Origin of the sequence: Leptospira sp. GIMC2001 (assembly GCF_028462125.1) — a bacterium.
GTDB lineage: Bacteria > Spirochaetota > Leptospiria > Leptospirales > Leptospiraceae.
This window is the reverse complement of sequence record NZ_CP115468.1, coordinates 1,902,495-1,921,643: the sequence shown is the minus strand read 5'-3', so window position 1 is coordinate 1,921,643 and position 19,149 is coordinate 1,902,495. Positions and strand designations below refer to the sequence as shown.

General features: G+C 36.7%; 22 protein-coding genes. 3 read left to right on the top strand and 19 right to left on the bottom strand.

Annotation, left to right across the window (positions count from 1 at the left end):
- Positions 1 to 11: 11 nt before the first annotated feature.
- From O4O04_RS10425 to O4O04_RS10335, 19 genes are all read right to left on the bottom strand, one after another.
- Positions 12 to 1,112, bottom strand: coding sequence for a DegT/DnrJ/EryC1/StrS family aminotransferase (locus O4O04_RS10425; protein ID WP_272535882.1), 1,101 nt, complete (start codon positions 1,110 to 1,112; stop codon positions 12 to 14).
- Between the two features lie 4 nt (positions 1,113 to 1,116).
- Entirely contained in the window at positions 1,117 to 2,106 is a 990-nt protein-coding gene (locus O4O04_RS10420) for an NAD-dependent epimerase/dehydratase family protein (RefSeq protein WP_442915943.1), read from the bottom strand.
- A gap of 3 nt (positions 2,107 to 2,109) precedes the next feature.
- Positions 2,110 to 3,639: a PfkB family carbohydrate kinase gene (locus tag O4O04_RS10415; protein ID WP_442915941.1), complete on the bottom strand. Its 1,530-nt coding sequence runs from the start codon at positions 3,637 to 3,639 to the stop codon at positions 2,110 to 2,112.
- Entirely contained in the window at positions 3,636 to 4,427 is a 792-nt protein-coding gene (locus tag O4O04_RS10410; protein WP_336297499.1) for a nucleotidyltransferase family protein, read from the bottom strand. Before O4O04_RS10410 ends, O4O04_RS10415 begins: the two co-directional genes overlap by 4 nt.
- Entirely contained in the window at positions 4,414 to 5,403 is a 990-nt protein-coding gene (locus tag O4O04_RS10405) for an SDR family oxidoreductase (protein ID WP_272535881.1), read from the bottom strand. The genes O4O04_RS10410 and O4O04_RS10405 overlap by 14 nt, the downstream gene beginning before the upstream one ends.
- Before the next feature lie 3 nt (positions 5,404 to 5,406).
- Entirely contained in the window at positions 5,407 to 5,979 is a 573-nt protein-coding gene (locus O4O04_RS10400; RefSeq protein ID WP_272535880.1) for an SIS domain-containing protein, read from the bottom strand.
- Between the two features lie 38 nt (positions 5,980 to 6,017).
- On the bottom strand, positions 6,018 to 7,100 hold the full coding sequence (locus O4O04_RS10395) for an NAD(P)/FAD-dependent oxidoreductase (protein ID WP_272535879.1): 1,083 nt from the start codon (positions 7,098 to 7,100) through the stop codon (positions 6,018 to 6,020).
- A 250-nt stretch (positions 7,101 to 7,350) separates the two neighbouring features.
- On the bottom strand, positions 7,351 to 8,049 hold the full coding sequence (locus O4O04_RS10390; protein ID WP_272535878.1) for a nucleotidyl transferase AbiEii/AbiGii toxin family protein: 699 nt from the start codon (positions 8,047 to 8,049) through the stop codon (positions 7,351 to 7,353).
- Between the two features lie 339 nt (positions 8,050 to 8,388).
- Positions 8,389 to 8,820, bottom strand: coding sequence for a type VII toxin-antitoxin system HepT family RNase toxin (gene hepT / locus O4O04_RS10385; RefSeq protein ID WP_272535876.1), 432 nt, complete (start codon positions 8,818 to 8,820; stop codon positions 8,389 to 8,391).
- On the bottom strand, positions 8,801 to 9,205 hold the full coding sequence (locus O4O04_RS10380; RefSeq protein ID WP_272535874.1) for a nucleotidyltransferase domain-containing protein: 405 nt from the start codon (positions 9,203 to 9,205) through the stop codon (positions 8,801 to 8,803). Before O4O04_RS10380 ends, hepT begins: the two co-directional genes overlap by 20 nt.
- Positions 9,206 to 9,220: 15 nt before the next feature.
- Positions 9,221 to 10,177, bottom strand: a complete 957-nt coding sequence (fcl, locus tag O4O04_RS10375; protein WP_272536067.1) for a GDP-L-fucose synthase — start codon at positions 10,175 to 10,177, stop codon at positions 9,221 to 9,223.
- A 2-nt stretch (positions 10,178 to 10,179) separates the two neighbouring features.
- Positions 10,180 to 10,596 carry an HI0074 family nucleotidyltransferase substrate-binding subunit gene (locus O4O04_RS10370; protein ID WP_272535872.1) on the bottom strand — a complete coding sequence of 139 codons (417 nt, stop codon included), beginning with the start codon at positions 10,594 to 10,596 and terminating at the stop codon, positions 10,180 to 10,182.
- On the bottom strand, positions 10,580 to 10,915 hold the full coding sequence (locus O4O04_RS10365) for a nucleotidyltransferase family protein (protein ID WP_272535870.1): 336 nt from the start codon (positions 10,913 to 10,915) through the stop codon (positions 10,580 to 10,582). Before O4O04_RS10365 ends, O4O04_RS10370 begins: the two co-directional genes overlap by 17 nt.
- A gap of 257 nt (positions 10,916 to 11,172) precedes the next feature.
- Complete coding sequence (gene purU, locus O4O04_RS10360) at positions 11,173 to 12,048, bottom strand: formyltetrahydrofolate deformylase (RefSeq protein WP_272535869.1); 876 nt, start codon at positions 12,046 to 12,048, stop codon at positions 11,173 to 11,175.
- 16 nt (positions 12,049 to 12,064) lie between these two features.
- Positions 12,065 to 12,736 carry a Fic family protein gene (locus tag O4O04_RS10355; protein WP_272535867.1) on the bottom strand — a complete coding sequence of 224 codons (672 nt, stop codon included), beginning with the start codon at positions 12,734 to 12,736 and terminating at the stop codon, positions 12,065 to 12,067.
- Positions 12,737 to 12,790: 54 nt separating this feature from the next.
- Positions 12,791 to 13,672: a dTDP-4-dehydrorhamnose reductase gene (rfbD, locus tag O4O04_RS10350; RefSeq protein WP_272535866.1), complete on the bottom strand. Its 882-nt coding sequence runs from the start codon at positions 13,670 to 13,672 to the stop codon at positions 12,791 to 12,793.
- 12 nt (positions 13,673 to 13,684) lie between these two features.
- On the bottom strand, positions 13,685 to 14,035 hold the full coding sequence (locus tag O4O04_RS10345) for a MarR family EPS-associated transcriptional regulator (protein WP_272535865.1): 351 nt from the start codon (positions 14,033 to 14,035) through the stop codon (positions 13,685 to 13,687).
- Positions 14,013 to 15,050, bottom strand: coding sequence for an MraY family glycosyltransferase (locus O4O04_RS10340; protein ID WP_272535864.1), 1,038 nt, complete (start codon positions 15,048 to 15,050; stop codon positions 14,013 to 14,015). Before O4O04_RS10340 ends, O4O04_RS10345 begins: the two co-directional genes overlap by 23 nt.
- A gap of 182 nt (positions 15,051 to 15,232) precedes the next feature.
- Positions 15,233 to 16,186 carry an NAD-dependent epimerase/dehydratase family protein gene (locus O4O04_RS10335; protein ID WP_272535862.1) on the bottom strand — a complete coding sequence of 318 codons (954 nt, stop codon included), beginning with the start codon at positions 16,184 to 16,186 and terminating at the stop codon, positions 15,233 to 15,235.
- Positions 16,187 to 16,293: 107 nt separating this feature from the next.
- On the opposite strand from O4O04_RS10335, the gene ruvA reads away from it, so the two are divergent.
- The 3 genes from ruvA to sucD all read left to right on the top strand — a co-directional run bounded on the left by ruvA (position 16,294) and on the right by sucD (position 19,114).
- Positions 16,294 to 16,911 (top strand): Holliday junction branch migration protein RuvA, encoded by a 618-nt coding sequence (gene ruvA / locus O4O04_RS10330; protein ID WP_272535861.1) that lies wholly within the window; start codon positions 16,294 to 16,296, stop codon positions 16,909 to 16,911.
- A gap of 145 nt (positions 16,912 to 17,056) precedes the next feature.
- On the top strand, positions 17,057 to 18,223 hold the full coding sequence (gene sucC, locus O4O04_RS10325; RefSeq protein ID WP_272535860.1) for an ADP-forming succinate--CoA ligase subunit beta: 1,167 nt from the start codon (positions 17,057 to 17,059) through the stop codon (positions 18,221 to 18,223).
- Positions 18,224 to 18,235: 12 nt separating this feature from the next.
- Positions 18,236 to 19,114 (top strand): succinate--CoA ligase subunit alpha, encoded by an 879-nt coding sequence (gene sucD, locus O4O04_RS10320; RefSeq protein ID WP_272535858.1) that lies wholly within the window; start codon positions 18,236 to 18,238, stop codon positions 19,112 to 19,114.
- The last annotated feature ends 35 nt before the right edge of the window (positions 19,115 to 19,149 follow it).

Below are 19,149 nucleotides of genomic sequence, written 5' to 3'. Positions count from 1 at the left end.
CTTCTTAGTCCTTATTTTTTGTAGAATTCTTGAACTGTAGAAATCACGTAGTCCATTTGTTCTACGGACAAATGTTGATCGCAAGGAAAGGTTATAATTTTTTTCGTATGACCATCGGTAATTGGAAAGTCACCTTCTTTATAGCCAAAGGAGGATAATGCCTTCTGACGATAGATCGGTATTGGATAATGAACTTTAGATTCAATACCTTGCTTTATACAGTATTCAAGAAGTCTGTCTCGATCCTCAGCAAATACTATATATAAATGAAAAACTATCCTAAAATCAGCTGGTCTCGGAGGAATGGTAATTTCCTTTATTTTACTCAGATGCTTATCATAATATTCAGCATTTTCAATTCTTTTATTAGATATATCAATGGCACTTGGTATTAACCAATTTCCTACTACAGCTTGCAAAGTATCTAATCTGGAATTACATCCCAATATTTCGACCTTATCTCTATCAATTAAGCCATGGTTTCGGAGTAATCTCAGAGTTTCAGCGAGTTTATCGTCATCCGTGGTAATAATCCCTCCATCAGACCAAACATTTAAGTTTTTCAAAGGGTGTAAGGAAAATGCACCAGCATTACCCCAAGTTCCCGCTTTTTTATTGTCAATAGATCCCAGAATAGACTGGCATGCATCTTCAACAATAGGAAGATTATATTTTCGGGCTATAGGTAATAATTTTCTCATATCTGTCATATAGCCTGTAAAATGCACAGGAACAATTGCCTTAGTTTTTTCTGTTATAGCTCTCTCCAATAAATCAACATCCATACAGAATGTATCATTGCAATCCACAAAGACAGGAATGGCACCTAATTCTGCAATTGCGCCAACGGTAGCGACAAAAGTATTAGCAGTTGTAATAACCTCATCTCCGAAGCCTACTCCAAGGGCTTTTAGTGATAGCTTAATTGCATCTGTTCCAGAGTTCACACCTATTGCATGCTTAGTTCCAATGAGATCTGCAAACCTTCTTTCAAATTCTTGCAAGGGCTTCCCGAGTGTAAAATCCCCTGTGGGAACAAATCGCTTTAACTCATCCCACAGATCTTCACAATTTTCAAATTGTTGTTTTAAATACGAATATCTTACTTCCATTGATTCACCTTAATTCTACGGATTGCATCCTTTTTATATTGAAATATTTCTCATCAGTAAGTGAGTTCGGTAAAAGTCCTTTCTCAAATGCAACTTTTAAATCGTTCGCGGCTTCTTGAATGGATCGCTTTGCTTTAAAATTTAATTTTTTAAATATTTTTTCTGAGGATACATGGTAAGATCTGTTATCATTTGTAGGAGTTTGGATTAACTTAACATCATCTCCAATTGTTTCTTTAATCATTTCCGCCAATTGCAAGACTGTGTAGTTTACATATCCAGCATTAAAGATTTCACCAGCTATTTTATCATCATCTGCATTGATCAGAGCGATATATGCATCAACCATATCTTCAATATGAATATTAGGTCGCAATTGATCACCACCAAACACGGATATTTCTCTTTTATGATAAGCAAGATTTGTCAAAATATTTACAACTACATCTAATCGCTGCCTTGGTGAATATCCACAGACTGTTGCAGGACGAATGGTTACAGTAGTAAAATCAGGAGATTGATATTCGGAAAGAATTTTCTCACAATCAGCTTTGAACTTAGAATAATCCGTGAGTGGCTCTAGTGTAAAATCCTCAGTGACATTTGGCTCTTCTTTAACTCCATAAACCGAGGAAGAAGAAGCATAGATGAATCTCTTCACATTATTTGATTTCGAAATCTCAACTAGCGGTCTAAACGCATCCAAATTTATGGATTTTCCTAGATTGGGATTTAGTTCAAAACTTGGATCATTCGAAATACAAGCAAGATGAATTACCAAATCATGTCCTGGAATTAATTTATTTAACAATGCTTGGTCTCGTATATCACCTTTAACCATATTTAAATTTGGATTCGGATCAATTACATCATCACCATAGAGCATTAGATCAAGAACTGTAACTTTGGCACCATGGTCTAGTAACCGCTTGACCAAGACAGCGCCTACATATCCGGCTCCACCAGTTATAAAAATATTTTTAAAATTTAACAAAATTCATTCTCCTAGCTTTCTTATATAATTGATTAATTTATTACTTTGAATCGGAATATTTCCGACGGTCTGAACTGATAGTGCAGCCATACAAGCACCGATCGCGGAAGCTTCCATAATATTTGCGCCCGCAAGTAAGCATGCAGACATTGCGGCAAGCAAAGAATCTCCAGCACCTGCGACATCAACTGGGTTTGAAACCAACGCTGGAAAATGTTCCTTATTTAGAAATTTGTCCGATTTAGAATTGGAGTAAGAAATAAATCCTTCAGACCCTAATTTAATTACTAGTTGTCTTGATTCAGTCAAATCCAGAATTTTATTTGCAACAGATTCAATTCCAGCAGTATGATTGCTTAGAGCAATTCTTGCTTCCCTTTCCGTTGGAGTAAGTAGATCAAAGTTTTTGAATTTCGTTACATTCCCAACCTGACTGCTGCATTGAAGGTCACCAAACAAGATCAAATTTTTCTTTTTGGCTATATCAACGATTTCATTGAGAATTCTTTCAGTGATCATACCATACACAAAATCAGAAACAAGAATCCCATGGATTGAATCCGATAAGGCTCGTAATTTCTCAATAACGGAATCTTCAATTTCTTTCGAAATAGAATGTTCCTTCATGCGACTCACACGAAAGAGTTTCTGGTTTTCAACCATGTATCTAATCTTAAATGTCGTAGGTCTTGACTCATCTTTAATCAGATAAGTCTCTACCCCTTGCTTTTTTAAATCGTCTTCTACGATTTGAGCATTCGAGTCATTTCCAACAACAGACAGATAAATTGATTCCGATCCAAGTGCTTTTAGGTGACCTGCTACAATTCCAGCACCGCCCACAAATTCCTTGGATTCCATTTCTCGAACAACAAGTACAGGAGCCTCTGCACTCATCCCAATTGCATCACATGCAACGTATTGATCGACTATCGTATCACCGATTACAAGAATTCTTGTTTTTGTAAATTTTTCTATAATACCAACAAGACTGCTTATTTGAATTCCTTGTCTTTTGCATGCTTGTAAAAATAAAGAACGCTTTTCGATATCTAGAATTTCTTGACTGCTATGCAATAAGTCTGCGCTTGCATAGTGGACTTCTCCAGCCTGAAAATGAACCTTCCCGCCAAACTTTTCTACCGTAGCTATCGCATTGGCAATTTCTGGTAAAGGCTTTCGTTCCCACTCACTTCCCAATACCAATGATTTTGGTTTAATTTTCTCAATAAATAGTTCAAGCGAAACATCATCCAAGACAACTACTTCATCTACAAAATGAAGAGAAGCAACACCTTCAGCTCGCTCCATCATCTTAAAATATCTTGACTGCTCAGGTTGACTGATCAAGTGATCACCTAAAACACAGACTAGCAGTTTCTTATTTAAGGATTTAGCAAATTGTAAAAAACGAATATGTCCTGGATGAATTACATTAAAATGTCCGAAACATAAAACAGTTTCATTGCTGCTGCCTAAAGAATTGAGATCTTCCTGACTAGAAATACTTTTAATTTTTGAAATTGCGCTCAATTGTAGTCTCTAATCATTTTATGAATTGGATGTGAGGAAAATTCTTTAGACCATGAATCATTTGTTAACAATTCATGATCGATCATAACAGATTGATTCGCTATCAGAGAAGCGGGATTTCCAATGTCAGCCATGGTCTCTTTATTTTCCCATGTAGCAATTTTTCCTATCCATTCTGGAAGAACTTGATTGCTGAAATCCGTAATCGAATCATTCGAGGCTATCCAATCAATAACTTCAGGCTCGATCAGATAAATTGCAGCATTTGCTAGATTGCCAGGTGGGTTCTCAACTTTTTCGAAGAAATTATTCACAATACCTTCGGAATCGATCTCAACGATTCCACAAGTCTCAGGTGTATCAGTACGAAAAGTCATCATAGTAATAGAAGTATTCTTCGGTCTTTTATTTAAATGATAATCCAGAAATTCTTCAAAATTGCAAATGCATAGATTGTCACTATGTGCAAGTAAAACAGTTCTATCCTTAAAGAATGAATAATTGGCTGTAATTGTTCCTGCTGTTCCTAAAAGTTCATCTTCATAAACTGGTGTAACGAAGTTATTGAATTTCGATCTATTCAGAAATTCTTCTACAACTTTTTTCTTATAATGAAGGTTAACTAAAACTTTATCAATGGAAATTTTCTTTAAATTATCTAGCCAAATTTCTAGAAGTGGAATCCCACTGATTGGCATCAAACACTTGGGTAGAATATTAGTAAAGGGTTTGAGTCTAGTTCCAAAACCTGCAGCAAGTAAAAGTGCAGAAATTTTATTTTTGCTCATTTCCTAGAAACTTAAACCAATCTGAAGTTGCTTCTTGAATTTTGTCAGGTGTCCAAACTGGAGCTTCTTTCCAATAGTCAATATGCTTAAGCAATTCGCCAACTCCTACTTCGATCGAAATTTTTGGTGACCAATTCAATTCTCGCTTGATTTTGGAAATGTCCGCATAAGTTGAATCAGGCTCACCTGGTCTCTTGGGAATGTGAACCTTCTCACCACCCAACAGCTCTACAATACGATTTACGGAAATGGTTGCCCCGCTTCCCACATTATAGATTTCACCAACCTTATCCGATTTCGCAGCGGTAAAAATTGCATTTGCTACATCGGTTACAAATGTAAAATCTCTAGTTTGCTTTCCATCACCAACGACCGTAAAAGGTTTACCGGCTAGTTTCTGAGCAAGAAATACACCAAAAACGGCACCATAAGTTCCTGAAGTTCTCGATCTTGGACCATATACATTAAAAAATCTTAACGAAACTGCAGGCAATTTATATACTTCTGCCCAATGCATAACGAGCTCTTCGCCCATTCTTTTTGTAAGTGCATAAGGATATTGCGGTAATATTTCGGAATTCTCTGGAGTAGGGTAAACTTCTGGAATTCCATAGCAAGAAGAAGAAGCTGCATAGACAAATCTTTTTACATGAGCATCTCTTGCTGCTTGCAATACATTAAAAGTTCCAACTACATTGGATTGAAAATATGTGTCAGGATTCTGAATACTTGGAACAATGTCAGCTAACGCAGCAATATGAAAAACTAGGTCAGTATTTTTGAAATGAGAAACCCAATCTCCATTTACGCTTATATCAGCTTGAACTATTTCAACTTTGTCTTTTACATGCTGTAAATTTAATGGTCTACCTGTACTGAAATTATCAATTACAGTAACATCTATTTTATTTTCTAGAAGTAGATCTACTAAATGACTGCCTATAAATCCACAACCACCTGTTACAATAGCTTTCAAATTTTAACCTCGACCGTTGGCATACAGCCACTGCATACAAATATGACCTACAATAAGCTGTAAATCTTCTGCGATCTGCATATCGTCAATGGGAAAATGAATTGGATTCTTAGCGATGGATTTGCATTTGCCACCAGAAAAACCTAATATTGCAAAAGTATTCATTCCAATTTTATTTCCTGCTTCTAAAGCTTTTACTACGTTAGGGGAATTACCACTTCCCGATAAAATTACTAAAACATCACCTTCATTGGCCTTAACATTTATTTGTTGAGAAAAAATATTTTCATATCCTTCATCATTTCCAATACAAGTGATTACTGCAGAATTTGCAGGAAGTGCTTCGACTCTGAGTCCGATTCCGCCCCCTTTGTCTATGCCATAATTAAAATCATTCGCTAAATGTATGGCATTCCCAGCACTTCCACCATTCCCACAAAAGTATACATATTTCTTATTGATCCATGCATCCTGCAATGCTAAAGCAAGCTTTTCAATTTCAGCTGCTCTTTCAGGAGCCATTGCCAGATTCAATTTTTCTCTGTAATCCTTGTAATGATCTTCTAATTTTAACATTTATTTACTCACTCTTCTAATTTATACAAGACGTAAAATTATTTCGTCACCAATCTAACAACTTCCTCAGCAATTGCTGGAGCAGATGTTAGACCAGGACTTTCAATTCCCAAAAGATGAATCCAATTAGATTCTTGAATTATTTTAAAATCCTTGATTGCTTCATTTTTATAAAAAAGTCTAGGACGCAGTCCTACATAACCTTCAGTTAAATCATCTTCTTTATAATAATTCAATATATTTCTTAAAGATTGGTAGTAGACTTCGCGAGGAGTTTGAATTCTATAGTCTTCTTTCGATTCAGCCCAATTTGAATTCGGTCCAGCATAAGCTTCACCACCCAAATGAAAAGTATAGTGCACACCCAATGCAGTTGAATTTTTCATAGGCAATGGATAGATTAGAGTTTGATAAGGCAGTGTTTTCTTGAGACGAAAGTACTCACCTTTATTGGGACGTATTTCGTATCCAAATTGACCTGATTGCTCAATCAGATCATCTGAATGCAATCCGCAAGCATTTATAAAGTGATCTGCTTGAATGTCTTCTCGTTTTTGAGTCGTGCTATCTATAGAATAGACTTGACCTTTATCAACGGATATTTTTTTATTCTTTAGAAAAAAAACTCCCTTATCTTCACATGCTTTCCATAGAGCTTTTAGATAACTAGATACATCAACTACACCGGTTTTAGGTATCCATAGTGCGAGAGTTCCTTCGACATGCTTCCAAATATTTCCCGGATTTCTCTTAATTTCAATATCACGAATATCTAAATTTCTTCCATTTTCAAGAAGCTTTTCGATTTCTAGTTCTTTATCTTGTTCTGCTTGCTTTGTTTCACCCAAGCCAGAAGTAATTACCTTACCGCATACTGAAAAAGGTACATTATGATTCTGAAAAAAAGGAATTGCTAAATCATATCCTCGCAGGCAAAACTTAGACTTTAAAGAATTGGAATCGTAGTATATCCCTGAATGCAAAACACCAGAGTTTCTTCCGCTGATTCCATCTCCAGCATTCTCAGATTTTTCAAAAACATAAACTTCTTCGTTTGCTTCAGCCAATTGCAATGCAATCCATGATCCAATAATTCCCGAACCAACGACTACGCTTACCAATGCCCTACACTACATCCGCAAAACCAGATTTAGTTTTCTGATACCACCAATAACCGAAACTAGAACCTTTGTATTTACCCAAGACATTTCGATTTGTCATATTCCAGATCAGCTCCCGGTGTTTTATGGAGCTATTGACTAGATGGATGATATTTGTATTAGGAGATTTCATAATGAATTATACGTTTTGGTGCAGATTTTAACTTAAAAATCTAGCAAAAAATTTTTAAATCCTTTTGATTAAATATTACTATTGAATATACAAACTATTCGCCTTCACTTCAATGCAATCTTTCGCCATCTGCATAAGGTTCAACATGAATCGTTCATTATTTGGTTTTACAACCCAATTTATTTCATCCAACTTCTTAACTGGAAAAGTTTTTAGAATTTCCGAAACTACAGTTGCTTCGATTCCACTGTCCTTTTCTCTAGCTTCATTTATAATATCTGACCAATGAAAACTATAATTAGCAGCAAGATAAACCAAATCTACTACATCTTTTGCGGCCAATCGAAACAAAGCGGATATTTTATTGCTTAAGATATTTCGCACTGAATCTGTTTTAATAAATAATTCAGTTTCTAGAATTCCACCAAAATGACTAGCTATATCATTAACAAAATCCACTTTCAAAACAACATCAGGCTTGTGATTTGTATAAATAAAATACTGGCAAAAGTCTTTAGTTTTTATAAATTTTTTTTCATTCCAAATATATTCATCATCTAATAATTGACTAAGACATTGTTCGACATGTATAATAAAATCATTATCTGAATTTACAAAGAAATCTAAGTCATCACTATAGCGATGGTTTAAATATGCGCGACTGAGAGCGGTACCACCGGTTAGAAAAAATGGTGTTGTTGATTTCCTTATGGAACTCAGCACCCCATCTTGAAGGGGATACAGGCTCTCCAGATAAAATTTTTCTGATTCGTTCAAAATTTTCTCTCCTAGACGCTGGCCAGACACGTTTGATTACGTCTTCCGTAAGCAGAATCTTTACTCTCTCGATTCCTCCGTATAAGGGAACCAAAACATGCCAGGGAAGACTTTGCAAACAACGAACAAACCAACCTACCGTGTCGAAGGCACCTGCCTCTTCTACTCGACCTTCAGTTAGATCTAGTAAATCTTGTGGAGATGTGGTATAATCCCAACAGAGACTTTTCATTAGATTTAATTTTTCTTCTTGGCTTAGCATATTAGAAAATAATTCAATAATTTGTTCTACTTTTCTTCCCTTTGCGTTCTTTGTGGAAACATTTGAGAACTTTGTGGTTAGTTTAAATCTTCGAATTTTATAGCAAATCCAAGCTCATCGCAAAATCTCTGAAAAACTAGATAATCTACCTTCATAATTTGCGATACAATATCCAAGTTTAGTTTTTGATATTCGTGAATGGCTATATTTCTAAATCCGACCATAGAAATAAGGGATTTTGCTGTATCTTTACTAATCGATGATTTAGATTCAAGAATTCTAAAAGCGTCGGCGCTAGACTGAGGAACTCCCCACTGCTTTTCCGCAATTAGATGCATTGCCAGATCAATTGCTGCCTGACAAGCACGCTCTAAATTTAAAATTAGTGCATCTAACTCTGTATAACTTGTGAATTCTGGATTTTTCCTAAACTCTGCAAGAGCTCTACTGATTGCTCTTTGTATTATACTAACTTTATTAGAAATAATATCATCTGACTCTATAGGCATTTAAAACGTCTCTACGTTCAAATTGAAAATTGTAATACATGGATAAAAGAGTGTTAATTTTCTTTTTTGTTGCAATCTCATCTTTTGTAAAAATACATCTTCCCTTAAAGATAGCTTCTTTAGAATATACAAGATTTCTTGATCCAAGAATTCCTAAATCAAAATCAAATCCCAATTCATATCCCAAGTCACCAATAAATTTCATAAGATCGCTTGAACTAACTTCTTCCCCGTCAATTGGCAAAATACCTAGATCTATATCACTTCCAGGTTTTAATGATTCACGAGCTGCAGATCCCATTAAATAAATGGCCAGTATTTGCGAATTTTTGGAAAAGTAATTAGAAATTGTGGAAACTTCCTCGGATGTTAGAGATTTTTTCATATTTGATATTTAAATCTATCTCTCAACTCCACCATTTTCAAGAAAGTCCTTGTAGGCATTGGTAATTCCCTCTTCCAATTCAACCTCATGCTTCCAGCCCATTCGATGGAGTTTAGATACATCAAGCAATTTTCTAGGGGTTCCGTCTGGCTTAGTTAGATCAAAGTTTAGCTTTCCAGGATATTGAACGACTCTTTGAATGGTTTCGGCTAATTCTTTTATGGAGACTTCAATGCCTGATCCAATATTCACATGCTCGCCACCCTTTGAATCAGCCGTCACATCATAGTTTTTCATTAAGAATAAACAAGCTCTTGCCATATCATCGGAATAAAGAAATTCACGCAATGGCTTACCCGTCCCCCATATAACAACCTCAGGTGAATTGTTAATTTTTGCCTCATGAATCCGCTTCAGAAGTGCTGGTAAGACATGTGAATTCTCTGGGTGGTAATTATCATTTGGTCCATAAAGATTGGTTGGCATGACAGAAATATAGTTCGTTCCGTACTGGCGATTGTAAGACTGACACATTACAATTCCTGCAATTTTTGCGACAGCATATGGTTCATTAGTTGGTTCTAATTTGCCATCCAATAATTGACTTTCGTCCATAGGTTGCTTGGCAAATTTAGGATAGATACAAGATGAACCTAAAAAGACTAATTTTTTTACCCCAAATTTATAACATGCGTCAATGATATTGTTTTGAATCTGAATATTGGAGAAAATGAATTCTGCAGGATAGGAATTGTTTGCATGTATCCCACCTACTTTAGCCGCAGATAAGAATACATATTCAGGACGTTCCATTTTGAAGAATGCATTGACTTCGGATTGTTCGGTTAGATCCAGTTCTTGTCTAGTCTTACCAAGGATATTGGTGTAACCTTCTTTTTCAAGAACCCGTTTTAAAGCGGAACCAACAAGCCCGCGATGACCTGCTATATAAATTTTAGAATCAGTTTTCATCATTAATCATTTCTCAATTCTAGACTTTTTCTCAGCAATTCTGCTGATTTTAAAAATTTTGTTGTAATATCGAAAGCTCTAGATGCTACTTCCCTGTCGTAGGTATGCACAGTTTCATTGCGGACTTTATGATATTCAAACCAATCTTCAACATTGTCGATCAAACCATTCTCACCCGCTAACCTATATAATTCTTTTTTGGTAATCCCCATAGTAATATTCGGGCTAATATTTACTTCAAGCCATCGCTTAATAAATTTCCACGCCAATTCATATGTTACTTCAAAATTTTGTATAACGCCCGCCTGTAATGTAATCAGGAAATTTTTCTTATCACTTTCATAGGCAAGCTTATAATCCCCTAGACTATTTTCTAGACTCTGTAGAGATTTATAGAAAGGACTAAGATCTAAACTCATTTTGTATTCTTTTCCATGAAATTAAGCTTTCGGAGATTCGACCTAGAAATTCTTGGTTGAGTTTACTCTGATTCTTCAGATCAACCCGGAAAGCAAGATCACTATTGATTAAGTCTTCATCTAATTCATAAAAGATAGCCTGATTGGACTTATTGTCTATATCATGGTTCGAAAAATCTAACAACACATCCAAATCTGAGTATTTTTTAGCTGAACCTTTCGCACGAGATCCATAGATCGAAACTGAATCGGATACATTATATCGGTTAAAAATCGTATTGAGGATTTCGAAATCTTTAAAATCCAATTGTATATTCATAGTAGACTACCAATCAGGATCGCTAAACACAGCTTCGCCCCATGAGTCCCATAGAGCTTAAAATAGATTTAGAAATTGCATTTGAACCAAGTAGGAATCAAAAAAAAATTCTTTCCAAATCTTATAAATCCACTGTTCGGCATTGCAGATTTTTTTTCAAGCCGATTCGTTCATTATTTGAACGCAAAGTAACTAGAGCTTGCTTAAATCAATCAAGATCACACACGGGAAAGAATTGAGATTAAAACATCTGTAGTTTATTCAAAAACTATAGTCCGGTTTTTATAGACCATTACACGTTTTTCAATCACCAATCGAACTGCTCGTGCAAGAACATTTCGTTCTAGGTCCTTTCCGAACATTGCCAATTTCTCAGGAGAATAAGCATGATTCACAGGTATCACATCTTGAGAGATGATTGGGCCTTCATCCAACTCACTTGTTACGAAATGTGCGGTTGCACCAATGATTTTGACACCACGCAAATAAGCTTGAGTATAGGGCTTGGCACCAACAAATGCAGGAAGAAAAGAATGATGGATATTTAGAATCTTACCTGCCCATTTCTTGGTAAATTCTGCAGAAAGAATTCGCATATATTTAGCGAGGATGATTAGATCAGGATTTAGTTTTCTAAGAACTTCATCAATTTCTGACTCAACAATATTTCTCTCCCTATTCTCATTGCTTATATGAATAAACGGAATATGAAAGTCGTTTGTAAGTTCTTCAAGAATTTTATGATTTGCAACAACTGATAGAACTTCTAGATTCACTTCTTGAAATCTTGATCTTAGCAAAATATCGCCAAGGCAATGTGCTTCTTTGGATGCAAGTATTACCGCTTTTTGTTTTTTGAGTCTGTCAATTTCAATTATGGATTGATCTGGCAGACTTTTACTTAGGCAATTTTTTATTTCTGAAATAATCTCTTGTTTCGAATCCTTGATCTGAAATTCAGCTCGCAAGAAAAAAATTTGATCTAATGGCTCAACATATTCCTGGTTTGAAATTATATTTGCTTCAGCTGCGAGTAAGTAAGCAGTGATTGCGTGAATGAGTCCAGGCTTGTCATTGCATTGAACCCAAAGTACATGGACTTGATTTTCGATTAATGATTGTTGTTCAGTCAAATTATACTATTAAAAATTAGTCTTTTAGAATTTCCCAATGATAGGGGTTTATACAACCACGTAGGAAATCATTCATTGCTTGCTCTTTACCAGTTGGATAATAATCTAGCATCAATTTATTGAATTCTAATTTTTTGATAACAGGCAAATTGATCGGAGGCAAGCCTTCATTTACTAATATTCCATTCATAAAAAATCTACCCATGCGTTTGTTTACGTCATAGAAAAACTGATTTCTCGCCATTTGTAAAAAAACAGAAATTGCACGATTGATTGGATCAGCAATTTCACTTGATTCTTCTATCATTTGATTGAATCGAAATTCTAAATTTTTTGATTCAGGAGGCTTGTAGTTTGTTCCCGCTATTGATACGGGTCCACTTCTAAATTTGCCCCATTCCGGAGCATCCTCTTTGGCCGCGACTGCATGTAGATCGCAGGCTTTAGTAATAGTTAATTCAAATTCATCATCCTTGATCCAACTTATCAGTTGCTTCCATGCAAGTCCTTGGTTGATTGCAATATTTTGATCAGATATTTTATGTCCTCCGATCGTTACACCTTCCAGTAGAGTTTGCACTTCGGGAAGAGTAAAATTGATTCCCTCTAGCTGAACTGCATCATACACAAAAACAGAAATTTCTTTCTGAAGAATCATAATAGCACGGTCGCGCTTAGTAGATGACATGACTGTTAGTTTATGTTTTGAAAATATCTAAAATGCAGATTTGAGAATTTCGACCTATTCCTCTTCCTCGCCTTCGTCCATTCCATCCATTAGCTCTGCAGCAAGAGCGAGCACTGCATCACGCCAATGGTTGTTCTCGAAACCAAATTCTTTGCGAGTCTTTTCTTTATTTAACACGCTATAGCTTGGTCTTTTTGCAGCTGTTGGATACTGCTCCGTTGTGATGGGCAGAACATTACAATCCAGTCCCATAGCATCAACGATAGTATGTGCGAAATCATACCAACTAGCAACTCCCTCATTTGTGAAATGATAGATTCCAGAAGCATTCGTTCCAAGTGCCTCATAGACAAACCAAGCTAGATCCCTTGCCCATGTGGGAGTTCCAATTTGATCTGCTACGACTTTTATTTCTTCTTTTTCTTGACCAAGCCTCAGAATCGTTGTAAAAAAGTTTTTGCCATACGATGAGTAGACCCAAGACGTACGAATGATGAGTGAATTTGGATACGCCTTTAGAACTTCGTCTTCTCCTTGAGACTTTGTTGATCCATAGACACCGAGGGGATTCTTTGCATCATCCTCTTTGTAAGGAGTTGATTTGGAACCATCGAAAACAAAATCTGTAGATACATGAATGAATTTAACTTTATGATCAGCAGATACTTCAGCTAAATTCCTTGCACCATCAACATTTACTTTATGACAGAGATCCTTTTCTTTCTCAGCCAAGTCAACAGCTGTGTAGGCTGCTGCATTAACCACCGAGATGATTTTGTTTTCTGCAAAAATTTTCTCGATTGCTGATTTGTCAGTAATATCCAATTGACTCTTATCAAGAAATAGAAAATGATCGGAATTCTCCATCACATCAGACAACATCTGAAGCTCATAACCCAATTGTCCATTACAGCCTGTTACTAAAATTATACTCATTGCTTTCTCTTCTTATCCAATTACGGGAATTTCTTTGTTTTGCTCAGGTGGTTCTTCAGGAAGATTGAGCGCTTCCACTTCTTTTTTCAATTCTTCGTATTCTCTTTTCTTGATTTCAAAAAATTTCCTAGTTAATTCTGCCTTCTCTTGCAATCCCTGAGGAGTAAGAAGATATACATAAGAAAGTTTGTTTTTATTATTCTTAAAATTTTTTGCTTTGATAAATCCTTTTTCAATCAAAGCTTGGAGACAAAAATTGGCACGTCCCAAACTAATACCCAAAACTTCCGACAACTCACGCTGCGAAATGTTGGGACTGTTCTGAAGAACTCTTAATAGTTTATGTTGTAGTTCTGGTGCCATTGGTTTTGTGCGAAAGATTGCTAAGAAAAGTATAAATTCCTAAATAAAGAATCATCAATCCAAGAAATACATACCAACCCCAATCTGGATTGGATTGAATCCATACTGAGATGGGAAAAAGGATAAAACAGTTTATAAATAAAAACAAAAGACTCACATAACTATGACTATTCCATAATCTGGATAGGATCTGGTAGACATGATCTTTATGTGCATCGAAAATTCGCTCTCGTCTATAGGCTCTTTTGAAAAGTGTAAAAGTTGCATCGATCCAGAAAAGCGAGCTCAAAACAAGCAAACTCCAAATTTCTATAGAACCAGATAGATAGGACCATGCCGAAAATCCAGCAAGCATATAGCCAATAAAATTGCTTCCACAGTCACCTAAGAATACTTTTGCGATGGGAAAATTCCAAACCAAGAAACCTAAGCTTGCAAAAGCCAAAACGAGAAAACCTAAAACGATCTCAGAATATCCATGAGATGTATAAACCAAAAAGGAAATGGACAGTCCCATAAATGCTGACTGCAAACCAGCGATTCCATTGATTCCATCCATGAAATTGTATAGGTTGATCACCCATACAAAGCCAATGAGAATAACAATCTGCATGAGAACGGAAATGAATTGCAACTGACCTAGTAGATGGATGGGATAATCAGAAAAAATTCTACTTAAAATCGCCATTTGCGAAAGGCTATAAATCCATTTTTGAAAAGGATCCATCAACCATAGAAGAAGACAAACACTAGCAAAGAGTTGAATGGCAAGTCTTGTTCGTCTTCTTGCCGAATGAAAATCATCCCAAATCCCGATCCAGAAAATGCTGACTGCACCAAGAAAAAACCAAGTCCAATCACTCAACGCGAAATCGGGCGAAGTCCAATCGAGACTCCAACCAAAAACAAGAATAAATGCGATAAAGATTCCAATTCCGCCACCTCTTGGTGTGGGAATCATATGTGAGCTACGATGGTTAGGATGATCATAGATTTCCTTTTTTCGAAGGATCATCTGCCAGATCCAAACCACGACCAAAGCGATCAAAAAACTAATGAATGCAGGGATAAAAATATTTATTTGTCCTAAAAAACAATGAAATTGTTCTAAATCGGGTGAGTGTACGCAGCTCCGCCGCGTAAGTTACAGAATTATTTAAAATTTCTGGCTATCGGGGATTTGTCAACATGTTTTGTTCAAATTTTGAACAAGCCTTGAACCATGGAATAAATGCCTTCGCGGGTCGAATGAGGTGGAGACCACGACAATTTGTCTCGACTAGATCGATCATCCATGTATAAATCTCCATTCAATTTGTCCCAAGCTCTTCCCTTACCTAGTGCAGAAAAAATGATCTTACCCAAATTATGGGGAATCTTCAGAGTGCGGGAATTTTTCCCAAAAGCCTCTGCGATAAATTCAATCAAATCCAGAGTAGAAAAAGGACTTGGATCTTGAACAAGAAAAATTTGATTCTTGGATGCTTTACTCTCCAGGATTTGTAAGAGCATGGATTCAATATTGTAGGTCGAAACAAAACTACGTCGGTTCAATCGACTCGATATTGGAATTGGATAACCTTTCTGAATCCAATTCATAATGGATAGAATATTTGCCTTTGGATTTGGACCATAGACAAGTGGCGGACGAATGATTGTATAAGACATTCCCAGTGAATTTGCTTTCTTCTGGATCAACTCTTCAGCAAGCAATTTTGTCTCGGAATAAATATCCGAAGGTGAAGGTTTCGAATCTTCCTTTATGGCATCATTGCTAAAACCTTCTCCATAGACTTTGATTGTAGAAAAGAAAAGAAAATGTTTTACACCGAGCTCGGATGCAGAGTGTAAAAAAGATTCTGTGAGTTCAACATTTGCTTGGAAGTAGGAATTGCGATCGGATGCATTTTTGGTTTCATGTGCAAGTCCAGCAAGATGAATCGCAACATCTGCATTGTTCATGCTGGGAAATTTTACTGGTTTATTTATTGGAAGCTCACTCTGCGATTTTTCGATCACTGAAGTAACGATGCGATTCTCTGAATTTCTGGAAACTGGAATCAGTTCATGAATTTCTGAAAATTTTGATTTCATAAGAAAGCTTCCTAGAAATCCGTTTGTACCTGAGATTAGAATTTTTTTGGAGTTCATGAAACGTTTTCTTCAATCCACTTTTTAATACACTACGAGTTAATAAAGAATAGCAAGGAAAAAATCCTTGAACTACGACATTGTACTAGAATCTTCAGATTAACTTTATGATAGCAAGCTTACGCGGAAATGTTCTTAGATTGGAAATGGGTCATGTAATTTTGGAAACTGCTAGTGGAGTCGGTTACGAGATTCAAATTCCTTTTCCGACTCATCTTCATCTGAAATCCCTTCCCGAAAATGCAAATATAGTTTTGCATATCTATCACTCGATTACAGACAGAAGCCAAAAATTATTTGGATTTCTTACCGCACGTGATCGCGAGCTTTTTCGGCTTATGAAGTCTTTCAATGGAATCGGAGAACAGACTTCGCTTAAAATACTTTCTTTCTATGATGCAGATGCCCTATTCAATATCGCAAAAGCTGAGAACAAGCAAGCCTTAGAAAAAATTCCCAAGGTAAAAGGGAAAACTTCTGAGAAAGTTTTATTCGAACTCAAACAGAATTTAAAGAAGCTAGAGAGTTTTCTTTCAGATCACTTCGTTGAAGATGAAACCATATCAACTCAAGAATCCTTGGATTCACAACTGGAATTGGCTATACTAGGACTTGTGCAACTGGGTTTTGATGAGAAAACTTCCAAGAAAGAAGCTGAATCACGCTGGAAAGCTGGGCTCAAAGAAGCATCCCTCATTATCGGAGATGTTCTTAAGAATCTCTGACCCAATCCAGTCTACCTTTCGGAATACATGGATCATTAGGTATCAAGACGAATCGTAACGATCTAGAATTCTTTCAATTTTTTTGCATGACAGTCTCGACCTAGTTAAAAAAATACCTTATAGATTTTGTTTTATAAAGGAATCCATGAAAGTTCACGAATACCAAGCCAAAGAGATCCTCAAGAGACACAAGGCGAATGTGCCCTTCGGTGTCGTAATCGATAAAAAAGAAGACTTCGAAAAAGCATATTCGGAAGTCTCACAAAAGTCCCCCGTAGTTGTTGTAAAAGCACAGATTCACGCAGGTGGACGCGGAAAAGGCGGTGGAGTCAAGGTTGCCAAAACCAAAGACGATGCCAAAGCAGCAGCTGAGAAAATTCTCGGAATGCAACTCATCACCCCGCAGACCGGTGCTGAAGGGAAAAAGGTTTTAAAAATCTACCTTGAGCAAGGTTTAGAAATTGCAAAAGAATACTATATTTCTATCCTTCTAGATCGTTCACTTCGCAAAACAATCATCATGGCATCTACTGAAGGTGGTATGGAGATTGAAGAAGTAGCAGAACATACTCCAGAGAAAATCCTAAAAGTTGTTGTCGATCCAGGAATTGGAGTTCAACCAAACCAAGTTCGTAAACTTGCTTTTGACTTGAACATTCCAGCGGAAGCTCAGAAATCTTTTATGGATCTCGTTCTCAAAGCATACACAGCTTATATCGCAGAAGACTTAGCACTGCTTGAAGTGAATCCTCTGATTTTGACTAAGCAGAATGAAATCATCGCTGGTGACTGCAAGATGGATCTAGATGAGAACGCAATGTATCGTCATCCAGACAATATCAATTATAGAGACAAATCGGAAGAAGATCCTCTAGAATTGCAAGCGAGTGAATTCAATCTTAACTATGTAAAACTAGACGGTAACATCGGTTGCATGGTCAACGGTGCAGGACTTGCTATGGCAACCATGGACATCGTTAAACTTGCTGGTGCTGAACCTGCAAACTTCTTGGACGTCGGCGGTGGAGCAAATGTAACTACTGTTACTAATGGTTTCAAAATCATCTTAGGTGATCCGAACGTAAAAGGTATCTTCGTAAATATTTTTGGCGGAATTGTTCGATGCAATATGGTTGCGGAAGGAATCATTGAAGCTGCAAAAGCCGTAGATCTTAGTGTCCCACTCGTAGTTCGTCTCCAAGGAACCAATGCAGAATTGGGTCGTGAGATTTTGAACAAAAGTGGATTGAAAATCACAGGTGTAGATGATCTGCGTGAAGCAGCACAGACTATCGCCAAAATGATCAAATAGGGAGTATTATTAATGGCTGTTTTAGTAGATGAAAAAACAAGAGTCGTAGTCCAAGGAATCACGGGTAAGGAAGGATCTTTCCACGCAACCCAGATGTTGGAATACGGAACAAAACTGATTGCCGGTGTTACTCCGGGTAAAGGTGGATCCAAATGGGAATCTAAAGTTCCTGTTTTCAATAGCATCGGAGATGCAATGAAAGATGAAGGAGCAAATGCTGCCGTAATTTTTGTTCCACCTCCATTTGCAGCTGATGCAATTCTCGAAGGTATATTTGCAGAAATCCCATTGATTGTTTGTATCACAGAAGGAATTCCGACTCACGATATGCTAAAAGTGTACAGCGTCCTTCGTAATTCCAAAACCAAATTGGTAGGACCAAACTGTCCAGGAGTGATCACTCCAAGAGCGAAACAAAAACTAGGAATTATGCCAGGCTTCATTCACTCACCAGGCACAATTGGTTTGGTTTCTCGTTCTGGAACATTGACTTACGAATCAGTAGCTCAGATAACAAAACAAGGTCTAGGTCAATCGACTTGTATTGGAATCGGCGGAGATCCAGTTCCTGGAATGAATCATTATGAAGCTGTAAAACTTCTGAATGAAGATCCAGAAACTGAAGGTATTGTGATGATTGGTGAGATCGGCGGAACTTCTGAAGAAGAAGCTGCAGCTTACATCAAAGAATTTGTCAAAAAACCAGTAGTTGGATTCATTGCAGGTCAAACTGCACCACCAGGTAAGAGAATGGGACATGCCGGAGCGATTATTTCTGGCGGTCTCGGAACTGCCGAGTCGAAAATGAAAGCAATGAAGGATGCTGGAATTCATGTATGCCAGTCGATTGCAGAAGTTGGAGAAAAAATGAAGGCGGCAATCGGTAAATAAATTACGTTAGATTGTCTTGATTGCACTAGGGTCTA